Origin of the sequence: Pseudomonas sp. S10E 269, from assembly GCF_002798465.1 — a bacterium.
Taxonomy (GTDB): domain Bacteria; phylum Pseudomonadota; class Gammaproteobacteria; order Pseudomonadales; family Pseudomonadaceae; genus Aquipseudomonas; species Aquipseudomonas pergaminensis.
Window position 1 is genome coordinate 907,826 of sequence record NZ_PHIJ01000001.1, and the last position, 20,474, is coordinate 928,299.

24 protein-coding genes and 1 pseudogene are annotated in these 20,474 nt (G+C 59.5%); 9 read left to right on the forward strand and 16 right to left on the reverse strand.

Annotation, left to right across the window (positions count from 1 at the left end; genetic code table 11):
* Positions 1-102: 102 nt before the first annotated feature.
* The 5 genes from rimO to tsaA all read left to right on the forward strand — a co-directional run bounded on the left by rimO (position 103) and on the right by tsaA (position 4,143).
* Positions 103-1,443 carry a 30S ribosomal protein S12 methylthiotransferase RimO gene (gene rimO / locus CWC48_RS04340; protein ID WP_003231334.1) on the forward strand — a complete coding sequence of 447 codons (1,341 nt, stop codon included), beginning with the start codon at positions 103-105 and terminating at the stop codon, positions 1,441-1,443.
* A 105-nt stretch (positions 1,444-1,548) separates the two neighbouring features.
* On the forward strand, positions 1,549-2,019 hold the full coding sequence (locus CWC48_RS04345) for a GNAT family N-acetyltransferase (RefSeq protein WP_099494188.1): 471 nt from the start codon (positions 1,549-1,551) through the stop codon (positions 2,017-2,019).
* A 183-nt stretch (positions 2,020-2,202) separates the two neighbouring features.
* Positions 2,203-2,913, forward strand: coding sequence for an rRNA pseudouridine synthase (locus CWC48_RS04350; RefSeq protein ID WP_078047152.1), 711 nt, complete (start codon positions 2,203-2,205; stop codon positions 2,911-2,913).
* Between the two features lie 69 nt (positions 2,914-2,982).
* Positions 2,983-3,444, forward strand: a complete 462-nt coding sequence (locus CWC48_RS04355; protein WP_010212675.1) for a DUF1456 family protein — start codon at positions 2,983-2,985, stop codon at positions 3,442-3,444.
* Between the two features lie 3 nt (positions 3,445-3,447).
* Positions 3,448-4,143 carry a tRNA (N6-threonylcarbamoyladenosine(37)-N6)-methyltransferase TrmO gene (gene tsaA / locus CWC48_RS04360; protein ID WP_099494186.1) on the forward strand — a complete coding sequence of 232 codons (696 nt, stop codon included), beginning with the start codon at positions 3,448-3,450 and terminating at the stop codon, positions 4,141-4,143.
* Positions 4,144-4,291: 148 nt separating this feature from the next.
* Here the strand turns inward: tsaA and fpr are convergent, their stop codons facing one another.
* Positions 4,292-5,071, reverse strand: coding sequence for a ferredoxin-NADP reductase (fpr, locus tag CWC48_RS04365; protein ID WP_003189055.1), 780 nt, complete (start codon positions 5,069-5,071; stop codon positions 4,292-4,294).
* A gap of 123 nt (positions 5,072-5,194) precedes the next feature.
* Here fpr and CWC48_RS04370 point away from each other — a divergent pair, with 123 nt between their 5' ends.
* Positions 5,195-6,121 carry a LysR family transcriptional regulator gene (locus CWC48_RS04370; RefSeq protein WP_122719680.1) on the forward strand — a complete coding sequence of 309 codons (927 nt, stop codon included), beginning with the start codon at positions 5,195-5,197 and terminating at the stop codon, positions 6,119-6,121.
* Between the two features lie 3 nt (positions 6,122-6,124).
* Here CWC48_RS04370 and CWC48_RS04375 read toward each other — a convergent pair whose 3' ends face one another.
* The 3 genes from CWC48_RS04375 to CWC48_RS04390 form a co-directional block, all read right to left on the reverse strand.
* Positions 6,125-6,487 (reverse strand): diacylglycerol kinase, encoded by a 363-nt coding sequence (locus CWC48_RS04375; protein ID WP_012722527.1) that lies wholly within the window; start codon positions 6,485-6,487, stop codon positions 6,125-6,127.
* Positions 6,488-6,562: 75 nt separating this feature from the next.
* Positions 6,563-7,213: a response regulator transcription factor ErdR gene (gene erdR / locus CWC48_RS04380; protein WP_003189050.1), complete on the reverse strand. Its 651-nt coding sequence runs from the start codon at positions 7,211-7,213 to the stop codon at positions 6,563-6,565.
* A 252-nt stretch (positions 7,214-7,465) separates the two neighbouring features.
* Entirely contained in the window at positions 7,466-8,185 is a 720-nt protein-coding gene (locus tag CWC48_RS04390; RefSeq protein ID WP_078047148.1) for a tRNA-uridine aminocarboxypropyltransferase, read from the reverse strand.
* 179 nt (positions 8,186-8,364) lie between these two features.
* Between CWC48_RS04390 and CWC48_RS04395 the strand changes: the two genes are divergently transcribed.
* Together CWC48_RS04395 and CWC48_RS04400 are read left to right on the forward strand one after the other, a co-directional pair.
* Positions 8,365-8,805 carry a PA3611 family quorum-sensing-regulated virulence factor gene (locus CWC48_RS04395; protein ID WP_034102440.1) on the forward strand — a complete coding sequence of 147 codons (441 nt, stop codon included), beginning with the start codon at positions 8,365-8,367 and terminating at the stop codon, positions 8,803-8,805.
* 377 nt (positions 8,806-9,182) lie between these two features.
* Positions 9,183-10,295, forward strand: a complete 1,113-nt coding sequence (locus CWC48_RS04400) for a TIGR00730 family Rossman fold protein (RefSeq protein WP_078047147.1) — start codon at positions 9,183-9,185, stop codon at positions 10,293-10,295.
* Between the two features lie 121 nt (positions 10,296-10,416).
* Here the strand turns inward: CWC48_RS04400 and recX are convergent, their stop codons facing one another.
* The 12 genes and pseudogenes from recX to CWC48_RS04460 form a co-directional block, all read right to left on the reverse strand.
* Positions 10,417-10,884, reverse strand: a complete 468-nt coding sequence (recX, locus tag CWC48_RS04405; RefSeq protein ID WP_078047146.1) for a recombination regulator RecX — start codon at positions 10,882-10,884, stop codon at positions 10,417-10,419.
* Between the two features lie 8 nt (positions 10,885-10,892).
* Entirely contained in the window at positions 10,893-11,951 is a 1,059-nt protein-coding gene (gene recA, locus CWC48_RS04410; protein WP_010170065.1) for a recombinase RecA, read from the reverse strand.
* Between the two features lie 84 nt (positions 11,952-12,035).
* Complete coding sequence (locus tag CWC48_RS04415) at positions 12,036-12,536, reverse strand: CinA family protein (protein WP_078047145.1); 501 nt, start codon at positions 12,534-12,536, stop codon at positions 12,036-12,038.
* An 81-nt stretch (positions 12,537-12,617) separates the two neighbouring features.
* A complete protein-coding gene (locus CWC48_RS04420) occupies positions 12,618-13,079 on the reverse strand; it encodes a lysis system i-spanin subunit Rz (RefSeq protein ID WP_100491394.1) in 462 nt (153 codons plus the stop codon).
* Positions 13,067-13,624: a glycoside hydrolase family 19 protein gene (locus CWC48_RS04425; RefSeq protein ID WP_100491395.1), complete on the reverse strand. Its 558-nt coding sequence runs from the start codon at positions 13,622-13,624 to the stop codon at positions 13,067-13,069. The genes CWC48_RS04420 and CWC48_RS04425 overlap by 13 nt, the downstream gene beginning before the upstream one ends.
* Positions 13,625-13,670: 46 nt before the next feature.
* A pseudogene (locus tag CWC48_RS04430) lies at positions 13,671-13,868 on the reverse strand (MFS transporter); the annotation flags it as partial.
* Between the two features lie 388 nt (positions 13,869-14,256).
* Positions 14,257-15,219 carry a hypothetical protein gene (locus CWC48_RS04435; protein WP_068936980.1) on the reverse strand — a complete coding sequence of 321 codons (963 nt, stop codon included), beginning with the start codon at positions 15,217-15,219 and terminating at the stop codon, positions 14,257-14,259.
* A 38-nt stretch (positions 15,220-15,257) separates the two neighbouring features.
* Positions 15,258-15,416, reverse strand: coding sequence for a Com family DNA-binding transcriptional regulator (locus CWC48_RS04440; RefSeq protein WP_100491396.1), 159 nt, complete (start codon positions 15,414-15,416; stop codon positions 15,258-15,260).
* The gene (locus CWC48_RS04445) at positions 15,410-15,967 is read right to left on the reverse strand and encodes a hypothetical protein (protein WP_100491397.1); all 558 of its coding nucleotides are present in this window, start codon (positions 15,965-15,967) and stop codon (positions 15,410-15,412) included. The genes CWC48_RS04440 and CWC48_RS04445 overlap by 7 nt, the downstream gene beginning before the upstream one ends.
* A 21-nt stretch (positions 15,968-15,988) precedes the next feature.
* A complete protein-coding gene (locus tag CWC48_RS04450) occupies positions 15,989-16,333 on the reverse strand; it encodes a phage holin family protein (RefSeq protein WP_068936982.1) in 345 nt (114 codons plus the stop codon).
* 288 nt (positions 16,334-16,621) lie between these two features.
* On the reverse strand, positions 16,622-16,834 hold the full coding sequence (locus CWC48_RS04455; RefSeq protein WP_100491398.1) for a hypothetical protein: 213 nt from the start codon (positions 16,832-16,834) through the stop codon (positions 16,622-16,624).
* 94 nt (positions 16,835-16,928) lie between these two features.
* Complete coding sequence (locus CWC48_RS04460; protein WP_078047128.1) at positions 16,929-17,663, reverse strand: XRE family transcriptional regulator; 735 nt, start codon at positions 17,661-17,663, stop codon at positions 16,929-16,931.
* Between the two features lie 213 nt (positions 17,664-17,876).
* On the opposite strand from CWC48_RS04460, the gene mutS reads away from it, so the two are divergent.
* Positions 17,877-20,468, forward strand: a complete 2,592-nt coding sequence (gene mutS / locus CWC48_RS04465) for a DNA mismatch repair protein MutS (RefSeq protein ID WP_078047127.1) — start codon at positions 17,877-17,879, stop codon at positions 20,466-20,468.
* Positions 20,469-20,474 lie beyond the last annotated feature (6 nt).

Here is a 20,474-nt window from a genome sequence, read left to right on the forward strand (position 1 = left end):
CCGTCGCTAGAATTGCGCACTTTTTGATCAGAGGCGCACCAAGCGCCCGTCCGCAGCCCTGTCGTGCCCGACTGGCGGCGTCATTCAATACCGAGGTTAGACATGTCCACCACCATCGCAAAGGCCAACCCCAAGGTTGGCTTTGTTTCCCTGGGTTGCCCGAAGGCTCTGGTCGACTCCGAGCGCATCCTCACGCAACTGCGTATGGAAGGCTATGACGTTGTGTCCACTTACCAGGACGCCGACGTGGTGGTGGTCAACACCTGCGGCTTCATCGACTCGGCCAAGGCAGAGTCGCTGGAAGTGATCGGCGAAGCCATCAAGGAAAACGGCAAGGTCATCGTGACCGGCTGCATGGGCGTGGAAGAAGGCAATATCCGCAACGTGCACCCGAGCGTGCTGGCGGTGACCGGCCCGCAGCAATACGAGCAGGTGGTCAACGCCGTGCACGAAGTGGTGCCACCGCGCCAGGACCATAACCCGCTGATCGACCTGGTGCCGCCGCAAGGCATCAAGCTGACGCCGCGCCACTACGCGTATTTGAAGATTTCCGAAGGCTGCAACCACAGCTGCAGCTTTTGCATCATCCCGTCGATGCGCGGCAAGCTGGTCAGCCGCCCGGTCGGTGACGTACTGGACGAGGCCCAGCGCCTGGTCAAATCCGGCGTCAAAGAGCTGCTGGTGATCTCCCAGGACACCAGCGCCTACGGCGTCGACGTGAAATACCGCACCGGTTTCTGGAACGGCGCGCCGGTGAAAACCCGCATGACCGAGCTGTGCGAAGCCCTCAGCAGCCTGGGTGTGTGGGTGCGCCTGCACTACGTTTACCCGTACCCGCACGTGGACGAGCTGATCCCGCTGATGGCCGCCGGCAAGATCCTGCCGTACCTGGACATCCCGTTCCAGCACGCCAGCCCCAAAGTGCTCAAGGCCATGAAACGCCCGGCCTTCGAAGACAAGACCCTGGCGCGCATCAAGAACTGGCGCGAGATCTGCCCGGAACTGATCATCCGTTCGACCTTCATCGTCGGCTTCCCTGGCGAAACCGAAGAAGACTTCCAGTACCTGCTGGACTGGCTGACCGAAGCCCAACTCGACCGCGTCGGCTGCTTCCAGTACTCGCCGGTTGAAGGCGCCCCGGCCAACCTGCTGGACCTGGCCGTGGTACCGGATGACGTCAAGCAGGACCGTTGGGAGCGCTTCATGGCGCACCAACAGGCCATCAGCTCGGCGCGCCTGCAACTGCGTATCGGCAAGGAAATCGAAGTGTTGATCGATGAAGTCGACGAGCAAGGCGCCGTCGGCCGTTGCTTCTTCGATGCTCCGGAAATCGACGGTAACGTGTTTATCGACGACGCCAGCGGCCTGAAGCCGGGTGACAAGGTCTGGTGCACCGTGACCGATGCCGACGAATACGACCTGTGGGCTGAAAAGCGCGACTGATCGATGTAAAAATTTGAAAAAGCCCTGCCTCTGGACACGATGCGGGGCTTTTTTAGGTCTATCGTTTTGCCCATTGGCGCCAATTATCGGCAAGGGGCAGCGAGCATGCGTCAGCATTCGGTTATCCACACACCTAAAATCAGCGACTACGCGGAATTGGCGCGCCTCTGGGAAGCCTCGGTGCGGGCCACCCACGATTTTTTGCCGGACAGCTACATTGTGCTGCTCAAGAATCTGGTGCTGACCCGCTACTTGGACGCCGTGATGCTGATCTGCACCAAGGACACGCGCCAACGCATCACCGGGTTTGCCGGGGTAGCGTGCGGTAAGGTCGAGATGCTGTTTATCGACCCGCAGCACCGGGGTGAAGGCCTGGGCCGGCAATTGCTGCGGTATGCGATTGAGCACTTGAATGCCGACGAACTGGACGTCAACGAACAGAACCCTCAGGCCCTGGGTTTCTACTTCAAACAGGGTTTTGAAGTGATCGGACGCACGGAGCATGATGGCCTCGGCCAGCCTTACCCATTGCTGCACCTGCGTTTGCGCCAGCAACAACACCTGCGCAGTGGCTGACAACGCGCAAAGCAAATGTGGGAGCTGGCTTGCCTGCGATACAGGCAACTCGGTGTATCAGGTGCACCACGGCGATGCCATCGCCGGCAAGCTCCCACAAAAAGCGCCAGCACTGAAATGGGGCCGGGATTAACCGGCGCCAGGCAGGTACAATAGCCGCCCCCTTTTGTTACGGCCCTTGTCATGACTGACCCCATACGCCTCTCCAAACGCCTTATCGAACTGGTCGGTTGCTCCCGTCGGGAGGCTGAGCTGTTCATCGAAGGCGGCTGGGTCTCGGTGGACGGTGAAGTGATCGACGAGCCGCAGTTCAAAGTCACCACCCAGAAGGTCGAGCTGGACCCGGAGGCCAAGGCCACCGCGCCCGAGCCGGTGACGATCCTGCTGCACGCCCCCGCCGGCGTGGACGCCGAAACGGCCATGGCGTCGATCAGCGCCGAAACGCTCTCGGAAGAACACCGCTTCGGCAAGCGCCCGCTCAAAGGGCACTTCCTGCGCCTGACCGCCAGCGCCGACCTGCAGGCCAAGGCCAGCGGCCTGCTGGTGTTCACACAAGACTGGAAGATCCTGCGCAAGTTGACCGCCGATGCCGCCAAGATCGAGCAGGAATACGTGGTGGAAGTCGAAGGCGACATGGTTGCCCACGGCCTCAACCGCCTGAACCACGGCCTGACCTACAAAGGCAAGGAGCTGCCGGCCGTAAAAGCCAGCTGGCAGAACGAAAACCGCCTGCGCTTTGCGATGAAAAACCCGCAGCCAGGCGTGATCGCGCTGTTCTGCGAAGCAGTTGGCCTGAAAGTCATCGCCATTCGCCGCATCCGCATTGGCGGCGTGTCCATCGGCAAAGTGCCGGTCGGCCAATGGCGTTACCTGTCCGGCAAAGAGAAGTTCTAAACCGCGCCCCTTTTCTCGGCACCGCCCCATGGCGGCGGTGCCCTCAGTTGAATACCAGGATTGCCTACCATGATTCACAACGACGTATTGCGCAGCGTGCGCTACATGCTCGACATCAGCGATAACAAGATGGTCGAGATCATCAAGCTTGGCGGCATGGACGTGACCAAGGACGACCTGCTGACCTACCTCAAGAAGGACGAGGAAGAAGGCTTCGTGTTCTGCCCGGATGAAGTCATGGCCCACTTCCTTGATGGCCTGGTGATCTTCAAGCGCGGCAAGGACGAAAGCCGCCCGCCGCAGCCGATCGAAACGCCGGTGACCAACAACATCATCCTCAAGAAGCTGCGCGTGGCCTTCGAGCTGAAGGAAGACGATATGCACGCCATTCTCAAGGCTGCTGAGTTCCCCGTGTCCAAGCCTGAGCTGAGCGCGCTGTTCCGCAAGTTCGGCCACACCAACTACCGTCCGTGTGGCGACCAGTTGCTGCGTAACTTTCTCAAGGGCCTGACGCTGCGGGTGCGTGCGTAAGCCATGAGTTACCACGTCTCGCCCGTCGGCTTCGTGCGCTCCTGCTTCAAGGAGAAGTTCGCTATCCCACGCCAGCCGCAGCTGGCGCCGGCCGCCCGTGGCGTGCTGGAGTTGGTGGCGCCGTTCGACGGGGGTGAGGCGGTGCAGGGCCTGGAGCAGGTCAGTCACGTGTGGCTGTTGTTCCTGTTTCACCAGGCGCTGGAAGACAAGCCCCGCCTGAAGGTGCGCCCTCCGCGCCTGGGCGGCAACGCCTCCATGGGTGTGTTTGCGACCCGCGCGACCCACCGGCCCAATGGCATCGGCCAGTCGGTGGTGAGGCTGGACAAAGTCGAGCCAGGACGCCTGTGGATTTCCGGCATTGACCTGCTCGATGGCACACCGGTGCTGGATATCAAGCCGTATGTGCCGTATGCCGACATCGTCGACACGGCCACCAACGACATCGCCAGCGCCGCGCCGCAGCTGATCCCCGTGCAGTGGCTGAAGACTGCCCTGCAACAGGCACAAGGCCATGCGCAGCGCCTGGGCGAGCCGCTGGTGGAGTTGATCGATCAGTGCCTGGCACAGGATCCGCGGCCGGCGTATCAGACGCCGGGGCCAGAGCGAGAGTATGGCGCGCAGTTCTGGGATGTGGATGTGCGGTGGCACTATCCCGAGGCTGGGGTGATTTGTGTGCTGGAAGTGCTTGCGGCTGGATAAACCCAGAAAAACAATGTGGGAGCTGCTTTTTGTAGGAGCTGGCTTGCCTGCGATGGCATCACCTCGGTTTAACTAGAGACCGAGGCGTCGGCATCGCAGGCAAGCCAGCTCCCACACACGCCGGCTCCCACATTGTTTGGATCGGTGTTTATTTCTCGACGAACGCTCGCTCGATCAGGTAATCACCCGGCTCACGCATCCGTGGCGAAACCTTCAGGCCGAAGCTGTTCAACACTTCGCTGGTTTCGTCCAGCATGCTTGGGCTGCCGCACAGCATGGCGCGGTCGTCTTCAGGGTTGATCGGCGGCAGGCCAATGTCGCTGAACAGCTTGCCGCTGCGCATCAAGTCGGTCAGGCGGCCTTCGTTTTCGAACGGCTCGCGGGTAACGGTCGGGTAGTAGATCAACTTGTCACGCAGGGCCTCGCCGAAGAATTCGTTCTGCGGCAAGTGCTCGGTGATGAATTCGCGGTAAGCGACTTCGTTGACGTAACGCACGCCGTGGCACAGGATCACTTTTTCGAAGCGCTCGTAGGTTTCCGGGTCCTGGATCACGCTCATAAAGGGAGCAAGGCCAGTGCCGGTGCTGAGCAGGTAGAGGTGTTTGCCCGGCTTCAAATCGTCAAGCACCAGGGTGCCTGTCGGTTTTTTGCTGATGATGATCTCGTCGCCTTCCTTCAAGTGCTGCAATTGGGAAGTCAGCGGGCCATCCGGCACCTTGATGCTGAAAAACTCCAGATGCTCTTCCCAGTTCGGGCTGGCAATGGAGTAAGCGCGCATGAGCGGGCGGCCGTTGGGTTGTTGCAGGCCGATCATCACGAACTGACCGTTCTCGAAGCGCAGGCCCGGATCGCGGGTGCACTTGAAGCTGAACAGAGTGTCGTTCCAGTGATGAACACTGAGGACACGCTCGTGGTTCATGTTGCTCATGTACGGGGGACTCCTGGAAATGGGTCTGCGCCAAATGTAGTTGCGCAATTGCACAGCATTCTAATGGCGGCGACAATATCTGTTAACTGGATTATTAAGATAAGGGTTATCGGTTATATCGATATGCGATTTACTCTCCGTCAACTGCAAGTCTTCGTCGCCGTCGCCCAGCAGGAAAGCGTCTCCCGCGCTGCTGGCCTTCTGGCCTTATCTCAATCCGCCGCCAGCACTTCGATTACCGAGCTGGAACGGCAATCCAGCTGCCAATTGTTCGACCGTGCAGGCAAACGCCTGAGCCTCAACGCGCTTGGTCATCAACTGTTGCCCCAGGCGGTAGCGCTGCTGGACCAGGCCAAGGAAATCGAAGACCTGCTTAACGGCAAGTCCGGCTTCGGCTCACTGGCGGTCGGTGCCACCCTCACCATCGGCAACTACCTGGCCACTCTGCTGATCGGCAGCTTCATGCAGCAGCACCCCGAGAGCCAGGTGAAGCTGCATGTGCAGAACACTGCCCATATCGTGCATCAGGTTGCGCACTACGAAATTGACCTGGGTCTAATCGAAGGCGACTGCAGCCACCCGGATATCGAGGTACAAACCTGGGTCGAGGATGAACTGGTGGTGTTTTGCGCGCCGCAGCATCACCTGGCCAAGCGTGGCGTGGCGAGCATGGATGAGTTGACCCACGAGGCATGGATCCTGCGGGAACAGGGCTCGGGCACGCGCCTGACGTTTGACCAAGCCATGCGCCACCATCGCAGCACGTTGAATATCCGCCTGGAACTGGAGCACACCGAGGCGATCAAGCGTGCGGTGGAGTCGGGGTTGGGGATCGGCTGCATTTCGCGGCTGGCGCTGCGCGATGCCTTCCGCCGTGGCAGCCTGGTGCCGGTGGAGACGCCGGACCTGGACCTGGCCCGGCAGTTCTACTTCATCTGGCACAAACAGAAGTACCAGACCTCGGCCATGCGCGAGTTCCTGGAGCTGTGCCGCGCCTTCACCGCTGGGGTTCAGCGCAGCGACGAGATCGTGCTGCCGAGCATTGCCTGAAGGTCATACCAGGATCACGGCCCACACCAGGGTGATCATGGTCAGCGCGACGAATTGCGCGGCGCTGCCCATGTCCTTGGCGTTTTTCGACAGCGGGTGGCGGTCCAGGGAAATGCGATCGATCGCCGCTTCCACTGCCGAGTTAAGCAATTCGACGATCAACGCCAGCAGGCAGACCGCGATGAGCAAGGCACGCTCGACCCGGCTGACATTCAGGAAAAAGCTCACCGGGATCAGGATCACGTTAAGCAGCACCAACTGGCGGAAGGCCGCCTCGCCGGTGAACGCCGCACGCAGGCCATCCAGGGAATACCCCCCAGCATTGAAGATACGTTTGATACCGGTTTGACCCTTGAAAGGCGACATAGATGTAGGCAACTGAACCAAAGGAGTGGGGAAACTAGATCACGCAAAGTCAAAAAAGCGTGAATCGCTGACAGCTTAATGCTGCGAAATTGACTCAAGTTGTTGCAAGAGCAGCGCCGCCTGGGTGCGCGTTCGCACGCCCAACTTGCGGAAGATCGCCGTCACATGCGCCTTGATCGTCGCTTCCGAGACGCTCAGCTCGTAGGCAATCTGTTTGTTCAACAACCCTTCGCACACCATGGTCAACACCCGGAACTGCTGGGGCGTCAGGCTGGCGAGGCCATCACGGGCGGCCTTGGCTTCGTCGGACACGTTGATTTCTTCAAATGCCTGCGGCGGCCAGGACACATCGCCATCCAACACCGTGCGCACGGCTTTCTGGATATCTTCCATCGCGCTGGACTTGGGAATGAACCCACTGGCGCCAAACTCCTTGGAGCGCACCACCACATCGGCTTCTTCCTGGGCCGAGACCATCACCACAGGGATCTGCGGGTATTGCCCGCGCAATAGCACAAGCCCGGAGAAACCGTAGGCACCGGGCATGTTCAGGTCGAGCAGCACCAGGTCCCAGTCGGATTTTTCGGTGAGGCGGGCTTCCAGCTCGGCAATGCTGGCCACTTCGACCAGGCGCACGTCCGGGCCGAGGCCCAGGGTCACGGCCTGGTGCAACGCACTGCGAAACAGCGGGTGGTCATCGGCTATCAGGATTTCGTATGTGGCCATTGATTAAATGATCCTGTTTTTTATGGGAGCCCTGATGGGTTCAGGGTTCGCCAGTACACAAGGCGACAGCCAGGCAGCCATCGCCACAGGGCACGCTCAACGTCAAAAGCACCTGGAACGACGTCGAAAATTCACGGTTGCACCCCAATCGGCGCCCAGCATGCCCAGCGTAGCCTGGGGGGTCAAGCACTACGCCCACGGGCATTTTAGCGGGGTGAGGGTTTAGGGTGCCATCATGCAAACGTCGTCTGGCTATACCGCCGGTACATAGGGCGCAAGACGAGTATGGACGATGTCCGTCGGGTCCAGGGGCAACTGGAACTTGGCCGCCAGGTAATGGGTGCTGAAGACGTCGAGGTAGGCGTCCAGCACTTCGCAGGCTACTGGGTCATCCGCCAGCTCAAGGCACAGGGCCGCGACTTCGGCGGTACAGAAGTGGTCGTCGCGCTTTGAGCGGCGCAGCTTGTAGCGTGACAGCTGTTCCGGGGCCAGGCTGAGTACCGGCAAATGCTCCAGGTAGGGACTTTTGCGGAACATCTTGCGCGCCTCACTCCAGGTGCCATCCAGCAGGATGAACAGCGGGCGCTTGCCCTCCTCCACCGTGACTTCGCTGACGACACGCTCGGCGGCGACAAACTCGCCAGGGAACACGATGTAAGGCTGCCACTGCGGGTCGGCCAGCAGGGTGAGCAAGTCAGGATCGACCTCGGTGCGCGACCAGGCGAACGCCGTGGTGTCGTCGATGACATCGGCGATCAGCCAGCCGGTGTTGCTGGGTTTCATCGGCTCGACGTCATGCATCAGCAGGCACATGGCGGATTTCGCCGCGACCTTTGGCCGCCAGGCACACAGGCAATACTCGGGGATGACCCGGCAGCCGGGACAGCGCTCGGCACGCGAGCCACGATTAAGAAACGGCCGGACGGCGCGGGCCAGGCGCTGGGTGCGCAGGCGGGAAACGGCGTGGCTCATCGGATGCGCCGCTGGAACGGGTAAATCGACACGGTAAAAACTCGTGGAAGGCGGAAGTGGCCGCAGTTTACCAGCGATACGCCTGGCTGTAGTGGCAGGGGCTCACCTATAATTGCGCGCCACTGAACGCACAGCGCAGTGGCTGGTCTATGCACCAGTAACCGAATCAGGAGAGTTTCATGCTGCGTTCCATGCTGCGTTTTGTCGCCCCATCCGTCGCCCTCGCGCTGGTATTGCCCGTGTGCGCCCAGGCGGCCTCGCTGCTGGAGGCCCAAATGAACCGGAAACTGCAAAGCGTCGCGGCCGAAAGCAACAAGGACCTGCCACGGGAAATCGACGAAAAAACCCTGGAAGTCGCCTACACCGTAGAAGGTATGCAACTGATCGACCACTTGAGCGTGTTGCCCGACCGCGCTGAACAGATGCGTGCCAACCCCAAGGCGGTGTATTTCCAACTGGGCCAGAGCGTGTGCCTGAATAAAGGCTACCGCGAGCTGATGGCCAAGGGCGCGGTGATGCGCTACGAAATCACCGAGAACAAGACCAACCGTCCTGTGGCATCGGTGAAGTTCGTGGAAGCGGATTGCCCGGCACCGGCTGCGGCCAAGAAGAAAAAGTAACCTGTGCCTGACCCTCGCGCGCTGCCGTCCGGTGGCGCGCACTCCCTGCGCTTCAACTCCCCGTACACAGCTAAACTCCCTGATGAGTGACCAATAAGCGGTTGCCAGCCAAGGGTTTTTCGGCCCATGATCACGCTATCCCAACCGCCCGTTCACCATGGTTTCCACACCGTTCTGTAACATTTTCAGGGCAAAAGAGGGTTGCCCTCCTGCGACTTGCAGTGCAAAGGTTTTTAAATCACAAGGAACATACAGAGTCCGTTTGCCGCCTGGTGAACCTGTGCAATGCCTTGGGCATGCAGCGACACATGCAGTGTCGCGGCCGCCGGACGAATTTCTCGCCGCAGGCCCCGCCTCTGTGAAGAAGGAGAAGTTGAATGCCTTACGAACCGAACGACAGCCTGCTCCGACATTTTGAAGAAAACGGCGCCGACCTCACGCAGCAGGTCGAAACCCAACTCCAGCTGATCGCCCCCAACAGCCCGAACATTCCGCTATACCGCGACATGATCCTCACCGTGCTGCGCATGGCTCAGGACGACCGCAACCGCTGGAACGCCAAGATTACCCTGCAAGCCATCCGTGAACTCGACCATGCCTTTCGCGTGCTGGAGCAGTTCAAGGGGCGGCGCAAGGTCACGGTGTTTGGCTCGGCCCGTACGCCGGTCGAAAGCCCACTGTATGCCCTGGCCCGCGAAGTCGGCGCTGCCCTGGCACGCTCGGACCTGATGGTGATCACTGGCGGCGGCGGTGGCATCATGGCCGCAGCCCACGAAGGCGCCGGCCTGGAACACAGCCTGGGGTTCAACATCACCCTGCCGTTTGAACAGCATGCCAACCCGACCATCGATGGCACCGAGAACCTGCTGTCCTTCCACTTCTTCTTTACCCGCAAGCTGTTCTTCGTCAAGGAGGCCGATGCACTGGTGCTGTGCCCGGGCGGTTTCGGCACCCTGGATGAAGCGCTGGAGGTACTGACCCTGATCCAGACCGGAAAGAGCCCACTGGTACCCGTGGTATTGCTGGACGCGCCCGGCGGCGGTTTCTGGCAAGGCGCCCTGGACTTTATCCGCAGCCAGCTGGAAGCCAACCGCTACATCCTGCCTACCGATCTCAAGCTGATACGCCTGGTGTACAGCGCCGAAGAGGCCGTGGAAGAGATCAACCAGTTTTATGCCAACTTCCACTCCACCCGCTGGTTGAAGCGTGAGTTTGTGGTGCGCATGCATCACCCGCTCAGTGATCGGGCACTGGCCCACTTGCAGGGTGAATTCGCCAGCCTGCGGCTAAGTGGAGAGTTCCAGCAACTTGCGTATACCGGCGAAGAGCATGATGAACCGAGGTTCAGCCATCTGACGCGGTTGGTGTTCAACTTCAATGGTCGTGATCAGGGCCGGCTGCGGGAGCTGGTGGATTACATCAACCTACCGGAGAACTGGGCGCAAGCTCAGGGGAAGGCGCAGCAACGAGTGGCGCCGGAGCCAGCGTGATTTTTTGAAGGCAAAAAAAAGACCCACTATTTTCATAGTGGGTCTTTTTTATCGGCGGTGGTTTAGAGGGGGGGACGCTTCGCAGCCCGGCGGGAGCAAGCTCCCTCACCACACGAAGTCTTCAGTCGTCCATGTCTCGACCGCTCAACAAGCGACTGATCATCTCCATCGAAAACCCGCGATAACTCAGGAATCGCCCTTGCTTCGCACGCTCCCTGGCATCAATAGGCAGATGGCCAGAAAACTTGCGTCGCCAGGTGTCTTCCAACTGCGCCTGCCAGTTGATCCCGCACTCACGCAAGGCAAGGTCGATATCTGCGCGTTGCAGGCCTCGCTGACTCAGCTCTTCACGAATACGCGCCGGGCCGTAGCCGGAGCGGGCTCGGTAGGAGACAAAACTTTCGAGGTAACGGGATTCGGAAAGCAGTCCCTCTTCCGTCAGGCGGTCGAGGGCTGTTTCGATCATCTCGGGCTCCGCGCCGCGCTGACGCAGTTTACGCGTCAGCTCGACCCGACCATGCTCGCGGCGAGCGAGCAGGTCCATTGCAGTGCGCCGGACGGCGACAAGTGTATCCAGTACAACAGTCATCGTTTGGTTCAGATGTCAGTGTCGACTTCTTCCACTTCTTCAACCGGCTCACGGTTGGCGGCAGCTTTCACGTCTGGCGCTGCGGTCAGCAGCTTGTCGCGGATCTGCTTCTCAAGCGTGGCAGCGATGTCTGGGTTGTCCGCCAGGAACTTGGCCGAGTTGGCCTTGCCTTGGCCGATCTTGCTGCCGTTGTAGGCATACCAGGCACCGGATTTTTCAACGAAACCGTGCAGTACGCCCAGGTCGATCATCTCGCCGTTCAGGTAGATACCCTTGCCGTAGAGAATCTGGAACTCAGCCTGACGGAACGGCGGAGCCACTTTGTTCTTCACGACTTTAACGCGGGTTTCGCTACCCACAACCTCGTCACCTTCTTTCACCGCGCCAGTACGGCGGATATCCAGACGGACCGAAGCGTAGAACTTCAGCGCGTTACCACCGGTGGTGGTTTCCGGGCTGCCGAACATCACGCCGATCTTCATACGGATCTGGTTGATGAAGATCACCAGGCAGTTGGCGTTCTTGATGTTACCGGTGATTTTACGCAGCGCCTGGGACATCAGACGGGCTTGCAGGCCCACGTGCATGTCACCCATCTCGCCTTCGATTTCAGCCTTCGGTACCAGGGCAGCCACGGAGTCAACTACGATCACGTCGATGGCGTTGGAACGCACCAACATGTCGGTGATTTCCAGGGCTTGCTCACCGGTGTCCGGCTGCGAAACCAGCAGGTCGTCAACATTGACGCCCAGTTTGCCGGCGTATTCAGGATCGAGGGCGTGCTCGGCGTCGACGAACGCACAGGTGGCGCCCATTTTCTGCGCCTGGGCAATCACCGACAGGGTCAGGGTGGTTTTACCGGAAGATTCAGGACCGTAGATTTCAACGATACGGCCTTTTGGCAGGCCGCCAATGCCGAGCGCGATGTCCAGACCCAGAGAGCCAGTGGAAATAGCCGGGATCGCCTGACGGTCGTGATCGCCCATACGCATTACGGCACCCTTGCCGAATTGACGTTCGATCTGACCCAGGGCCGCAGCCAAGGCTTTCTTCTTGTTGTCGTCCATTAAAGTCCTCACGTAATCAATAAGGCCTGGTCGGCCAACACCTGTATAAGTAGACAGTATTGTTCCACAAAGATCGGAGATCGCCTACCCCTGATTTTCTATTTCTGCTGCAGCTCGTCGCAACAAGCCCTCTAGCGCGGCCTTTACCGTTTGTCGGCGGACCTCATCGCGGTTGCCGGTGAAGTGCTCAAGCTCGGCCGTTATCTCTTCGCCCACGCCAAACGCCAGCCATACGGTGCCGACCGGTTTGTCTGGCGAACCACCGTCCGGCCCTGCCACACCACTGACGGCGACAGCAAACCGCGCCAGGCTTTTTTCCTGGGCGCCACGGACCATTGCCTCCACCACTTCCTGGCTGACCGCCCCCACTTTTGGAAACAACGTTTCCGGCACATTCAACTGCCGGGTCTTCTGGCGGTTGGAATAGGTGACGTAACCCGCCTCGAACCAGGCCGAGCTTCCCGGGATCCGCGTGATGGCTTCCGCGATACCACCGCCGGTACAGGACTCGGCCGTGGTGACGTGGGCATTGAGCACCTGTAAACGGCGACCCAGTTCAGCAGCCAGTTGAGTGATTTCCTTCACGGTCGTCTCCAGTCGTGGGTGGGGATTTGCCTACCCTACAGGAGCAAATCGCCCATGCAAGCGACAGACTGGAACAAGAGATTAACGGGCGACAGCGCGCACGTAGGCCTGGCAGGCACGCAAGGCAATCAGGGCGCTGTCGCCGTCGTCGGTGATGCCGATAATTCGCTGAGCATGCGCCGGGTCAAGTCGGGCTCGCGAGGTTGCATGAACCACGCCGCCGGCGGCGGTGGCGGCTGGCATTGGGCAGCCACTGGAAGCGTCGAGAAGGACTGACAACCGCACATCAGCAGTGGCAATGCGGTCACGCAAAGCTGCTTGAGTACGTTGGGCATCGCTCAACTCCCGGGCATGTTGTTGGTCGATGGCACTGAGCTGTTGCTCAAGGGCCAGCCGCTTGTCTTGTTCGGCCTGCTGTTGCTGCAGGGCTGCCTGGGTCTGTATTGCTGACAAGTGTTCAATCTGCGCCCCGTACCGCCACGCCTGCACCTGCCAGACAACAGCCAACAGCACGCATACGCCAAGCACACCTAGGAAACGCATAGCACCGCCTTGGCCCGCGCCCACAACTGCAAACGGTCCTCCAGGCCATTGAGCCCGCCGTTGATACGCCGGGTGATGGTGGTGAACTGGTCCTTGTCGGCGAGTTCATTCAAGCCATTGCTTTGCCAGAACCAGGCGGCGGATTCACAAGCCCATTGCGGTTGCTCCAGTAATTCGGGTTGTCGCAGCAAGCGATCATCACCGAACAGCGCCTCGCTGCAGGCCAGGTAGTTGCGGCGACCGGTGATCTGGATCAGCCCCCGGCCCCTGTACTTCTGGCCGTCGCCGTCCGCTTCAGGGGTGTTGCCCAGGCGTGCGGCCAGGGTGCCGGTGTCGTACTTGCTCAAATAAGTATCGCTGCCGAGTTCGCGCACGTAGCGCAGTTCGCCGGACTCGTGACCGATCTGCGCGAGAAAAGCAGCAGCGCGCAGTACGCTGTTGATTTCGTACCGAACAAAAGTCGCATTCAGCGCGGTTGAAAAAAGGCCCGCCATACGGCGAGCGCCTGGCATGATTTGAATCAATTGAGGCTGCGTTATCAACACCACAGTCACCTTGAAAGCCCCCCTAGGTAGACAAACCAACGTCCGTGGTGGAACTGCGATAGGCACTGACCATTCCAGCCAGGTGCAACGAACTCGCGCCCCCAGTGATTAAGAAGATCACCCAGGTACGCCAATTCGCCAGGTCGTCCTTGTGCCACCGACTGGCGATCACCGCCCCAACGAGGCCCGCAATCAACAATTCGAACCTGTCGATCTTGTCGAGCAGGCGCTGTAAATACTCCATGCGCTCGACTCCGTGGGGCATGACTTGAATTGGAACGGCCCCAGCAGCACTCCCAGCTCGGAGCAATGGGTGTGGTGGAGCCGAAAACGAAAAGGCCCCGATCATGTCGAGGCCCTGAATAGGTGCGCGGTCTTTCCCGCAGTCAGCCAAAGATCAGCCCGGCGTCGACGCCCCAATGCATCGATCTCGCCAATCCAGTCTCGCGCCACTCTGGAAGTCTGGTGTGAACAGAGCGCACGGGCTGCCGGTTTTTTTCCGTAGCGTTGCATTACCGGCTTATCAGCGTCCAGGCATCCCCCGAAGGGCCACCCTGGCTGTGGCGAGCCTGAATCAGAAATGAAAAAGCCCAGCGCGACGGCTGGGCTCTATTACGCAAGGAGATAGAAGATCATGGAGTCCAATAAGCAATCTTGCCGCCTGCACCAACAGCTACAAAATTGCCGTTGCCGTAGGCGACGCTCCGGATATCGGTTCCTGCGAAAGTGTTGGCTTGCTGAACCCAGCCGATCCCATCCTCGGAAACGGCTGTCTTGCCGCCGTCGCCGACAGCTACATACTTGCCATTACCGTAAGCAATGTCGCGGATGATGGTTCCACCGAAACTGGTATCTGCAACAGCAGTCCAGTTAAGCCCATCGGGTGAATATGCCATCTTGCCATCCGCACCAACGATAAACATTTTCCCGTTGCAAAGCTTCATGGAAAGGATGGTGCTAGTGCCGAAGGTGCTGGTTCTGGTCGAGAATGATTGCGAATCACCCGTCGCCATCTTCACAGCGCTAAGCAGCTTCCCATTCGATCCCGCAACCAACACAAAAACGCCAATGACGTTGACGCAGTGCACAGTCTCGCCAGAAGTGAAGGTCGTAGTGCGCTCCACCTGGCCTGACCAATCGCCATAACGGGAAAAGACTTTACCGTTAGACCCAACCAGTATCCAGGTCGCGTCGCTGCCGGAAATTGGCTGATAATACACAATGCCTTGCAAGTCTCCGGACACGCGAACAGTTGCCGTAATGTTTGTCCAAGCCCTTTCAGGGCGTGCTGTGCTGCCGTAGACCACATTGCCGGATTGAGAAAGGGCTTGAAGCTGTGTCCCAAGACCGTTCCAGTACAGATCGTTGAGGACCTTTCCGCTATCAGAGGTGACGACGTCCTTAAGCGTGGTCCACGCTGTACCAGTCGCGCCTCCGCTGACAAGCTGAGTGGTTGTGGGAAGACCGTTGCCACCAGCCGCATAAAACTTGCCATCCCCAAAAACCACGCGCCTAAGCATGCCGGTGTTATCCACCGGTTGCACTTGGGTCCAAAGATCTTGCAAGGTTTGAGACGCCGAATTTGCGTTTTCCATTTTAAACTCCGTTACTGAGCTGATTTAAGTTCAGGCCTCTATATTGGGCGTATGGCGCTCATGGGCGATTGCTCGAGGCTCTCGGCCTTTACATGATTCAGCGTCCCACATCGGGAACATTTGATCTGGAGCTCTGTAAACCCACCCGTGCGGGCGAGAAGTCGGTTGCAGTTACCGCATCTGAATTCTTTCAACATCTGCAAATTCCTTTTACTGAACCACTTTTTCCGTGTGATTGAGTAGGAAGCGGCGTTACATTCGCCGCCCTCTCACACCCACCTACACACAGGTCAGTAGACGGCGGCATGCCTGCGGGATCTTTGAGCAGAGACAGTCCGAGGTAGAAGTTCTGGGTGAAGGAAACAATCCAAGTGTCATAGTCCGTTTCCGCACTGCTGAGCACGGAAGGGGCCGCGACAATCGCAGTGGGCAAGTCGCATTGCTCGGGCGGCAAGCCCCAGCGGTTATCCAGGGCCAAATCCATCAGTCGGCTGGCCAGGTCGCAGGCGTCAAAGGGCGTCGAGCCACTGACGACCGTGGCCTTGAGTGAAACCGACAAGACATGCGCCTTGCGCCCGGCAAGGGAGCGAACGCCCGGGCCATTGCGCTCCACGCTGATCAAAATGCCGGTTTTGTCGCCCGTGTCGGAGAAGTCATGGTGATTACCGACCCGTAGTTGTGGGAACGCGCGCTTCAGCGCGTCCCCAATCACCCTAGGCAGTTGGGACGGTTTTTCGAGAAGTGTCATCTGCTTGCATCCTTGCAGCGGTTACTGCTGATCCGGGCGGGAGTTCGAGGCCTGGTTGACCCCGATGCGCTTGGCCGCCCAGCGTTCATAAAGGCCGATGGCCACGTCCGCGCCGGCCATCGCGGTCAGGCAACCAATGGCGCCGGCCGTCCAGATCGACATGCCGGCGGCGTAACACAGCATCAGGGCCGAAACCCCGCAGACCATGCACGCGCCCGACCTCAAGGCCAGGCGCCGAATCAGCGACCAACCACGGGCGCCCTCTTTGTCCGCGCGCCACATTTCGCCGGACACCCCGCCGATCAAGGCCAGTACGATCACCAGCCAGATAGGCATTTCCGCTAACGCTTGCTGCTCGTTTGTCATGTCACGCCTCCTGGCTGAGCACTACCGGCAAAGGGCCGGCTCTTGGGTAAATCCATTTATAGGTAGGCATTCCAAAAAGCCCGGTTGCCCGGGCTTTTCAGTAATGATGTCCTCGGTCTTTCGGCGCTACTGGCGCGGTACGGACCTTTCCTCAATGTTTTTCCGACCACGATCCCTGTCTGCCGGATAACTGCTTCTGGTGCTTTACGCTGCACACCCGGGCCAGTTGCCAACCCTCTGAACCGTTATTAGGCCGGTTCATCGCTGCCTGTTCCTGAAGCGGTAAAACTAAAGAGCGTCGGCATCCTTGCCGGTGTTGCCTGGCATCCCTGCCATCGCTCTGATGGCGTCCTTGCCGATGTTGCGTGCCTTCCTTGTCTTCCTTGGCAGCATCCTTGCCGCCTCCACCAGGCCGTATTTGGCTGGCTTGAGATGAAGAATATGCATGTATGCATATACAGTCAATGCATCAATGCATTTATTTTTTACCGGGAAATGCATTGATGCATTCAAAGCCATACAGGCTGAGGGTTTGGTGATTTTCCACAGACGAAAAAAGCCCGCACATTGGCGGGCTTTGTCTTACGCAGGGAGGTTAACGGGCGTACATACCCCACCAGAACACATGACCGAGGATGCTGATCTGCTCATCCTGGATATCCTGGAAACTGTAGTCCTCATCCGGGTGCTCCTCGCGATTGAAACTGCGCAGGCGAATCCCGGAAGGCAGGCGATAGAGCTGTTTCACGCGCAACTGGCCATTGTGATTGATGGCATACAAGTCGCCATCGACGATATCACCAATGCCGCTTTTACCCGCATTCACCCCGACTGTCGCGCCATCGCGCAGCACCGGCAGCATACTGTTGCCGCGCACCGTCACGCACTTGGCCTGGTCGAACTGCACCCCGTTATGCCGCAGGCTGCGCTTGCCGAACCGCAGGCTGGCTTTCTCGCTTTCCTCGATGACGAATCTCCCTGATCCAGCAGCCAATTCAACCTCGCGCAGAAAGGGGATCGACACCTCGTCGTCATTAACAGGGGTGTCGTCGTCCCACAGGCTTATGTCCTTGAGTTCGGAATGCATCGGGTCGCGCCCGTCATCGCGCGAAGCGCCCACCGGTGCGCGCCCGCGCACGTAATCGGTACTGACGCGGAAGTATTCGGCGATGCGCGAGATGTGCTTGTCCGACGGATCAACGATCTTTCCGCTGAGGATCCGGGACAGCGTGGATTGAGGCACGCCGGTACGCCGGTGAAGCTCCGTGGGGGAGATCCGGTCGCGGTCCAGCAATTCTCTTAAAGCGATAGAAACGTTGCGTTTTTGCATAACGCGGATAGTGACGGGAGTTTTGGGGGTTGGCAAATGCTAATTTGCATATCGTATGTATTGACTCGGTCGCTAACACTGGCCTGTGGCGGAACGCAGACTTGCGACCTGCGTCGCCCTAACCTCGCGTGTTAACCTTGCCGCCATCGCAAAAAATGCTGGGCCAAGCGCCCCCTTTGCCCCATCACTTTCAACGAATTTGCCTACGACCCAATGAGTAAAAACACGTCCGATCTGTCCTCCCACACCCCGATGATGCAGCAGTACTGGCGACTGAAAAACCAGCACCCTGATCAGTTGATGTTCTACCGCATGGGCGACTTCTACGAGATCTTCTACGAAGACGCGAAGAAGGCTGCCAAGTTGCTGGACATTACCCTGACCGCGCGTGGGCAGTCGGCGGGGCAGTCGATTCCGATGTGTGGGATTCCTTACCATTCGTTGGAGGGTTACCTGGTCAAGCTGGTGAAGCTGGGCGAGTCGGTGGTGATCTGTGAGCAGATCGGCGACCCGGCAACCAGCAAGGGGCCGGTTGAACGCCAGGTGGTGCGAATTATTACGCCGGGAACGGTGAGTGATGAGGCGCTGCTGGATGAGCGTCGCGATAACCTGATTGCCGCCGTGTTGGGCGATGAGCGTCTGTTTGGTCTGTCGGTGCTGGATATCACCAGTGGCAACTTCACGGTGCTGGAGATCAAGGGCTGGGAGAACCTGCTGGCGGAGCTGGAGCGCATCAATCCGGTGGAGTTGTTGATCCCGGATGATTGGCCGAAGGATCTGCCGGCAGAAAAACGCCGTGGGGCCAAGCGCCGTGCACCGTGGGATTTCGAGCGCGATTCGGCGCTGAAAAGTCTGTGCCAGCAGTTCTCCGTACAGGACCTCAAAGGCTTTGGGTGCGAAACCCTGACCCTGGCCATCGGCGCCGCTGGTTGCCTATTGGGCTACGCCAAGGAAACCCAGCGCACCGCCCTGCCGCACTTGCGCAGCCTGCGCCATGAGCGTCTGGACGATACCGTGGTGCTCGATGGCGCCAGCCGTCGCAACCTGGAGTTGGATACCAACCTGGCCGGCGGTCGCGATAACACCTTGCAATCGGTGGTCGATCGTTGCCAGACCGCCATGGGCAGTCGCTTGCTGACCCGCTGGCTGAACCGCCCGCTGCGCGACCTGGCTGTGCTGCAAGCGCGGCAGTCTTCAATTACCTGTCTGCTGGACGGCTATCGCTTTGAAAAGCTGCAGCCACAGTTGAAGGAAATCGGCGATATCGAGCGCATCCTGGCGCGGATCGGTCTGCGTAACGCACGACCCCGTGACCTGGCGCGCCTGCGTGATGCCCTCGGTGCCCTGCCGCAACTGCAGGTGGCGATGACCGAGCTGGATACGCCGCACCTGCAACAGCTTGCAACTACAGCCGGGACTTACCCGGAACTGGCAGCCTTGCTGGAAAAAGCCATCATCGACAACCCGCCGGCGATCATCCGTGACGGGGGCGTACTCAAGACCGGCTACGACAGCGAACTGGACGAGCTGCAATCCCTGAGCGAAAACGCCGGGCAGTTCTTGATCGATCTGGAAGCTCGCGAAAAAGCCCGCACCGGCCTGGCCAACTTGAAGGTCGGCTACAACCGCGTGCATGGCTACTTTATTGAGTTGCCGAGCAAACAGGCGGAGTCGGCGCCGATCGATTATCAGCGCCGCCAGACCCTCAAAGGTGCCGAGCGCTTTATCACCCCGGAACTGAAAGAGTTCGAAGACAAGGCACTGTCGGCCAAGAGCCGCGCCCTGGCTCGGGAAAAGATGCTCTATGAAAACCTGCTTGAAGACCTGATCAGCCAGTTGGCGCCGCTGCAGGACACCGCCGCCGCCCTGGCCGAACTGGATGTGCTGAGCAACCTGGCCGAACGTGCGCTGAACCTTGACCTGAACTGCCCGCGCTTTGTCAGCGAACCGTGCATGCGCATCGTGCAAGGTCGTCACCCGGTTGTAGAACAGGTGCTGACCACGCCGTTCGTTGCCAACGACCTGTCCCTGGACGACGATACCCGCATGCTGGTCATCACCGGTCCGAACATGGGTGGTAAATCCACTTACATGCGCCAGACCGCGTTGATCGTACTGTTGGCGCATATTGGCAGCTTTGTCCCGGCGGCCAGTTGCGAGCTGTCCCTGGTGGACCGTATTTTCACCCGGATCGGTTCCAGCGATGACCTGGCGGGTGGCCGTTCGACCTTTATGGTGGAAATGAGCGAGACCGCCAACATCCTGCACAACGCCACCGAACGCAGCCTGGTGCTGATGGACGAAGTGGGTCGCGGCACCAGCACCTTCGACGGTTTGTCCCTGGCCTGGGCGGCAGCCGAACGCCTGGCGCACCTGCGTGCCTACACGCTGTTTGCCACGCACTATTTCGAGCTGACGGTGTTGCCGGAAAGCGAGCCGCTGGTAGCCAACGTGCACCTGAACGCCACCGAGCACAACGAGCGCATCGTGTTCCTGCACCATGTGCTGCCAGGGCCGGCCAGCCAGAGTTACGGCCTGGCCGTGGCACAACTGGCCGGCGTGCCGAACGACGTGATCACTCGCGCCCGCGAACACCTCAGCCGCCTGGAAACCACAGCCTTGCCGCACGAAACCGCAGTGGCCAGCCCGAAGAAAACCAGCAGCAAAGCCAGTGCGCCGCACCAGAGCGATATGTTCGCCAGCTTGCCCCATCCGGTACTGGATGAGTTGGCTAAACTTGACCTTGACGACTTGACGCCTCGAAAAGCGCTCGAAATGTTATATGCACTTAAGACTCGGATATAACGCAGA

Excerpts from the sequence above, each read along its gene's own strand:
- rimO (WP_003231334.1), top strand. The coding sequence starts at position 103 with ATGTCCACCACCATCGCAAAGGCCAACCCCAAGGTTGGCTTTGTTTCC.
- CWC48_RS04345 (WP_099494188.1), top strand. The coding sequence starts at position 1,549 with ATGCGTCAGCATTCGGTTATCCACACACCTAAAATCAGCGACTACGCG.
- CWC48_RS04350 (WP_078047152.1), top strand. The coding sequence starts at position 2,203 with ATGACTGACCCCATACGCCTCTCCAAACGCCTTATCGAACTGGTCGGT.
- CWC48_RS04355 (WP_010212675.1), top strand. The coding sequence starts at position 2,983 with ATGATTCACAACGACGTATTGCGCAGCGTGCGCTACATGCTCGACATC.
- tsaA (WP_099494186.1), top strand. The coding sequence starts at position 3,448 with ATGAGTTACCACGTCTCGCCCGTCGGCTTCGTGCGCTCCTGCTTCAAG.
- fpr (WP_003189055.1), bottom strand. The coding sequence starts at position 5,071 with ATGAGCAACATGAACCACGAGCGTGTCCTCAGTGTTCATCACTGGAAC.
- CWC48_RS04370 (WP_122719680.1), top strand. The coding sequence starts at position 5,195 with ATGCGATTTACTCTCCGTCAACTGCAAGTCTTCGTCGCCGTCGCCCAG.
- CWC48_RS04375 (WP_012722527.1), bottom strand. The coding sequence starts at position 6,487 with ATGTCGCCTTTCAAGGGTCAAACCGGTATCAAACGTATCTTCAATGCT.
- erdR (WP_003189050.1), bottom strand. The coding sequence starts at position 7,213 with ATGGCCACATACGAAATCCTGATAGCCGATGACCACCCGCTGTTTCGC.
- CWC48_RS04390 (WP_078047148.1), bottom strand. The coding sequence starts at position 8,185 with ATGAGCCACGCCGTTTCCCGCCTGCGCACCCAGCGCCTGGCCCGCGCC.
- CWC48_RS04395 (WP_034102440.1), top strand. The coding sequence starts at position 8,365 with ATGCTGCGTTCCATGCTGCGTTTTGTCGCCCCATCCGTCGCCCTCGCG.
- CWC48_RS04400 (WP_078047147.1), top strand. The coding sequence starts at position 9,183 with ATGCCTTACGAACCGAACGACAGCCTGCTCCGACATTTTGAAGAAAAC.
- recX (WP_078047146.1), bottom strand. The coding sequence starts at position 10,884 with ATGACTGTTGTACTGGATACACTTGTCGCCGTCCGGCGCACTGCAATG.
- recA (WP_010170065.1), bottom strand. The coding sequence starts at position 11,951 with ATGGACGACAACAAGAAGAAAGCCTTGGCTGCGGCCCTGGGTCAGATC.
- CWC48_RS04420 (WP_100491394.1), bottom strand. The coding sequence starts at position 13,079 with ATGCGTTTCCTAGGTGTGCTTGGCGTATGCGTGCTGTTGGCTGTTGTC.
- CWC48_RS04435 (WP_068936980.1), bottom strand. The coding sequence starts at position 15,219 with ATGGAAAACGCAAATTCGGCGTCTCAAACCTTGCAAGATCTTTGGACC.
- CWC48_RS04440 (WP_100491396.1), bottom strand. The coding sequence starts at position 15,416 with ATGTTGAAAGAATTCAGATGCGGTAACTGCAACCGACTTCTCGCCCGC.
- CWC48_RS04445 (WP_100491397.1), bottom strand. The coding sequence starts at position 15,967 with ATGACACTTCTCGAAAAACCGTCCCAACTGCCTAGGGTGATTGGGGAC.
- CWC48_RS04450 (WP_068936982.1), bottom strand. The coding sequence starts at position 16,333 with ATGACAAACGAGCAGCAAGCGTTAGCGGAAATGCCTATCTGGCTGGTG.
- CWC48_RS04455 (WP_100491398.1), bottom strand. The coding sequence starts at position 16,834 with ATGCATTTCCCGGTAAAAAATAAATGCATTGATGCATTGACTGTATAT.
- CWC48_RS04460 (WP_078047128.1), bottom strand. The coding sequence starts at position 17,663 with ATGCAAAAACGCAACGTTTCTATCGCTTTAAGAGAATTGCTGGACCGC.
- mutS (WP_078047127.1), top strand. The coding sequence starts at position 17,877 with ATGAGTAAAAACACGTCCGATCTGTCCTCCCACACCCCGATGATGCAG.